The sequence below is a fragment of the Microseira wollei NIES-4236 genome (assembly GCF_020521235.1).
Classification (GTDB): domain Bacteria; phylum Cyanobacteriota; class Cyanobacteriia; order Cyanobacteriales; family Aerosakkonemataceae; genus Microseira; species Microseira wollei.
In genome coordinates this window covers 1-4,704 of sequence record NZ_BLAY01000342.1, presented here as the reverse complement: position 1 = coordinate 4,704, position 4,704 = coordinate 1, and the positions used below count along the sequence as shown (strand labels likewise).

Annotated in this window: 6 protein-coding genes and 1 pseudogene; all 7 read right to left on the bottom strand. The window is 43.0% G+C overall.

The annotated features are described in order from the left end of the window. On the bottom strand, nt 1-309 hold a 309-nt coding region (locus MiSe_RS51790), incomplete at its 3' end, for a leucine-rich repeat domain-containing protein (RefSeq protein WP_264197115.1). A gap of 115 nt (nt 310-424) precedes the next feature. Further along, the gene (locus tag MiSe_RS47730; protein WP_226594291.1) at nt 425-718 is read right to left on the bottom strand and encodes a DUF8820 family protein; all 294 of its coding nucleotides are present in this window, start codon (nt 716-718) and stop codon (nt 425-427) included. A 449-nt stretch (nt 719-1,167) separates the two neighbouring features. After that, nucleotides 1,168-2,379: pseudogene (locus tag MiSe_RS47725) on the bottom strand (L-lactate MFS transporter); the annotation flags it as partial. A 70-nt stretch (nt 2,380-2,449) separates the two neighbouring features. Beyond that, nucleotides 2,450-2,578 (bottom strand): hypothetical protein, encoded by a 129-nt coding sequence (locus MiSe_RS51785; RefSeq protein ID WP_264197113.1) that lies wholly within the window; start codon nt 2,576-2,578, stop codon nt 2,450-2,452. A gap of 2 nt (nt 2,579-2,580) precedes the next feature. Further along, nucleotides 2,581-3,186 carry a cytochrome b/b6 domain-containing protein gene (locus MiSe_RS47720; RefSeq protein ID WP_226594289.1) on the bottom strand — a complete coding sequence of 202 codons (606 nt, stop codon included), beginning with the start codon at nt 3,184-3,186 and terminating at the stop codon, nt 2,581-2,583. A gap of 90 nt (nt 3,187-3,276) precedes the next feature. Beyond that, a complete protein-coding gene (locus MiSe_RS47715; RefSeq protein WP_226594287.1) occupies nt 3,277-3,927 on the bottom strand; it encodes a hypothetical protein in 651 nt (216 codons plus the stop codon). 43 nt (nt 3,928-3,970) lie between these two features. After that, entirely contained in the window at nt 3,971-4,468 is a 498-nt protein-coding gene (locus tag MiSe_RS47710; protein WP_226594285.1) for a DUF29 domain-containing protein, read from the bottom strand. Between the last annotated feature and the right edge of the window lie 236 nt (nt 4,469-4,704).

Below are 4,704 nucleotides of genomic sequence, written 5' to 3'. Positions count from 1 at the left end.
GAGATTCAGGGATGTCAGATTGGTGAGGGCTTTGAGGGGACTAATATCTGTGATTTGATTGTTGTAGAGATTCAGGGATGTCAGATTGGTGAGGGCTTTGAGGGGACTAATATCTGTGATTTGATTGCTGTCGAGATTCAGGGATGTCAGGTTTGACAGTATCCGATCCGCTTCATTGCAGTCAGAAGTCTTAGCCTTCTTTAACAGCATTTCAACTGTATGCCTTGCTGCTTCTGGGAGGCTGTCAAAGTGCAAACACCAGTCGGCAAAGGTGGTGAAATTGGTTGAAAGATTGGGTTGCTCAGACATAAAGTAATAAAGTTAAAGCAATTTGAGAATAAAGGCGAAATGCCAAAAGCAAGCTACGCGATCGCATCCCCGTCGTATGCGATCGCACTCCACTTTTCTGATGTTTTCCTCAACTTTAATCCGCCACGTATCTCCAGCTTTGCGGTTCGTATTCCCGCTGAATTCGTACTACCCAATTCCCTTGGGGAACCGAAATTGCGTTATGTTCCTCGTGGGTTAATGTGGCGGTGTCTGAAAAGACGCGCAGGTAAAGCGTGCCATCTTTTTCGTACAATTCCGCTTTGCCATCGCTAATCCGGTGTTTGTGTCCGGTGACTTCCCCTTCTGCAAGTGTTAAATGAGACAGTTTTTCTCCCTCAATTTGCGGTGCGGGTAATAAAATTACGTCGCCTTGTCGAATCGGTTGCATAAATATTTGTCCTAATTTGGATGATTTTGTGGCATACGGGGATCGCTCTCCCATTAAACCTCTCCAACAAAGAAACCCAAAGGCAGGCAGAATGCCTACCCCACAAGAGTTTTTGGAGAGAGATCTTCCTCCTTTCTATTACAAATAATACACCAGCGTCAAGTGGGTTGGCGTTGTAGAAGAGGGAAATCTGACCGACAAGCGATCGCATAGCTGTTGTATGCGATCGCACTCCCCTAAGATTTTGAAAGACTCCTAAAAAACCCCTCTTAGACCAAGAAAGAGGGGGTACAAAGCAAACCTTTGTTGTCACAATTAGCAATTAGCAATTAGCCATTAGCCATTAGCCATTAGCCATTAGCAATTAGCCATTAGCCATTAGCAATTAGCAATTAGCCATTAGCCATTAGCCATTAAGATACATCGGCTTCGGGAACAATGCTAACCGTTCGCTTCAGCACGAAGGCGGCGGTGATGATGCCAACAATGGCAAGAATCCCCGTAATGTAGAAAGCGTTAGTATAGCTGCCAAAGATATCTCGAATTTCACCGGCAACAATCGTACCGAGAAAAGCACCTGCGCCGTAAGCGGTGAAGACGATACCGTAGTTTTTGGCGTAATTTGTGGGGTCGAATAAAGTTAAAGTTGCCGTGGGTGCGATCGCTAACCATCCGCCTAAAGATAGCCAGAATAAACAAAACGCGATGATATAGGTTGCGACTTGTCCTGCACCTGCCTGAGTCATCATAATCGAGGCGATTAAGATGAGGATGTAGTTGGCGATCGCGGCATATTTCGGCTTAAACCTATCGGTTACCCAACCAAAAATCGGACGCCCTAAACCATTAAACACCGCAAACAGAGAAACCGAGGCCGCCGCTGTCCCTGCGTCTAATTTAATAATTTCCTGCGCCACAGGAGAAGAAATTCCAATCGCACCCAATCCCACAAACCTGCCGATGGTGTAGCATACCCACAATCCATAAAATGTAGGTTATTTCATCATCGGTACAGTTTCATTGCTGGCAATTGCTGATGCTTGAGAAGCCGTAAAACCCGCAGGTTTCCATCCAGTTTGCGGCGTTTTCAAAGTGATGGAGATTGCCAAAATAATCAGGGTAAAAGCAATCCCTAAAATCAGAAAAGTTGTCGGCACTTGATAGGTATCGCTCAAATATTTAGCGATGGGTGCGGTAATTAAAGGTGACAAACCAAACCCAACTACTGTTAACCCAACTGCCAATCCTTTTTTATCGGGAAACCATTTCGCTGCTACTGCTAGCGGTACGCCGTAAGCAATTCCCACCCCTGCACCGGCAATAAAGCCATAGCTGAATACCAGGACAGAAATATTAGGCGCAAAAGCCGATAAAATATAACCGATTCCCGTCACAACGCCGCCGACTGCTGTCACGGTGCGAGAGCCATATTTATCGATAAAAAAGCCAGTAATTGGCATTAGTACGGCAAAAACGACTAGCAATACTGTAAATGGTAATAGACTCTCTGTTGCACTGATATTGAGCAGCTTTTCTAACGGCTTTCTGAAGATACTCCAGGAATAGACCGTGCCGAGACACAGCAAGACAATTATTCCAAGCGGAACGAATAGCCATCTTCCTTTTTCCGCTGGCATTCCGAAAACTTTTGTTTCCTCCATAGTTTTAATTTCTTATCGGTGAGATAGCAATAGGTAATGGCTGTCCATCCCCTGTTGGCTGGTTAGATTACTATACTTTGATTCCCGATGCAATAGTTTTATCAAAAAAATTAGAGAAACCGGGTTTCTTGGAGAAACCCGGTTTCTGAGAGTCAGTTTGAGCGAGCGATCGCAAGTTGTTTTGGACTGATTCTATCAACCTCACAAATGGGGACGCCGCAGCCAAGCTTTGACTTTTTCAGGCCATCTAGCTGGATGATCTTCTGGACGGAATTTAGGCTCGAACATTGAAAGAATTAAGGGAATTCCACCTACTTTAATACTCATCAAGATGTGAATTGCCAGACTTGCAATAATCCCGCACCAAGCGATGAGGTGGACGTAATACCAGACATAGTTTATTTCCCCATTAGGCAACCAATTTTCATCTTGAAACTTACCCGAAACTAAAGCAAAGATTGCTGCGATTAACATCAGCGTATTCGCCAGTCGCTGGAGAGTTACCCACCAAATAGGTTTTCCGACTTGCGTCAGTTTATTCAAGGCATCGGGTTGTACCAAGCGTTTAGAACCGGCACGAATGCTGTAAATTGTAAACCCTATCATAATCGGGAAAAAGAAGAATCCAAACGTGCCGTGAATATCGATTAACTCTCGATTTTTTAATGTTAATCCGAGCTTACCAAATCGACCATCCCAGCTATCGTAGACCAAAAATCCGGTAATGGCTGCACCGATGACGAGTAAGGCATTGACGCCGTGGAGGAGACGTAAAAGTAGGGGTTGATAGGGTTTAGATTGGGGCATGGCTATATTTTAATCCAAGGTTTTCTAGGAGCATAAAACATTGCGTTCTGGAATGTTATAAGTGGAAACACACAAATTTTACAATCCTGATTATTCTTCGGTTTTTTTGACCACGTTTACCTCAAGATACCAAAAAGAAGTTACCCAAATCTCCTCTTCCTTTTTCTCTAATTTTCTGATTTCTTCGGAAATGGCAAATACAATGTACCCAAACAAAAAAAGCTGTATGTTCAACTCCCATCTGTCTAGGTATGGAATTACTTTTTCTTTTGCATATATTTCCCTCTTGGCGATCGCTTCCAATTCTGGCTCATTTTGTTCCCAATTAGCTCTAATATATCTTCTAATTAAGTTGATAATATTGTAACTATTGTAACCTTGAGCTTCAAGTTCAGAAATCATCGGCTCTAATTTGGGAAAAAACCTCATCCTTATTACTTGAGTTCTCTCTTCGTCAATTTGAACTTTTCCATAAAAAACCCCATCAACTTCGTACATTGAGTATCCATAGAATACCTGATCCATTCCCTCAATATCTTCTCGAGTGTAATGACTTACACGTCCGCTATTTTGTAAGAATTTTTGAATGCTTTCCTGATGGATACGAAAATGCTGCTTTACATAATCCCAGTCAAATCCCCGCGTTAGGGTGTCATACAATATGCCTTGATATCTTGACTTTTTGGGCAAATAAAGCTCTGTAAAAACTCCTGGTTGCGAAGGATTAAACTGATAAGTCATAAATCCCCTAAAACAAAATTATAAAAATGGTCACTGTTCAACTTTATACTACCCAATTCTGACCCGATTCAACAGGTTGTCCTGGGAAAAAAGTAGCATCCAAAACTTGCTCGATGGCGTAGGGACACTGATCGGGAAAGTCTTCATCCGTGAGGGATGTCTCGCGTACAGCCAAGTCGAGTCCATCTTTGTAGGCATTTTCCAACGCTGAAGTCAGATAGGGTTTTAAGCTGGGATTTTCTTTCAAATGCTCAAGAATTCGGCGACGTTGTTCGCGCATTGTTACAAACCAGCTTTTTGATCGCTTGCTGGGTTGAAATTCCCACTTGAGTAAATCACCAAGTAGAATGCCCAAAGGATTTCTTAATTCCTGCCGTTGTTGCTTACCCAAAGATTCAATCTCCTCCACCAAATTGTCAATATCTAAATGTTCCCATGTTCTTTCTCGCAGGAGTTTAGCCTGTTCTTGCGTCCAAGCATAGAAATCTTGTTCGTAAAGATTGGAAGTTATCTGTGAGGATGCGGTTATTTTTGTATCCATAGCTGATCCGCGTGGATTTTAGATTTTGGATTATGGATTGGTGCGTCAGGCGCAAGCGGTTAACTGGGGTAAAAACTCACCAATTATATGCGCCTGACACACCCTACAGTCTTGTTCGTAAAGATTGGAAGTTATCTGTGAGGATGCGGTTATTTTTGTATCCATAGCTGATCCGCGTGGATTTTAGATTTTGGATTATGGATTGGTGCGTCAGGCGCAAGCGGTTAACTGGGGTA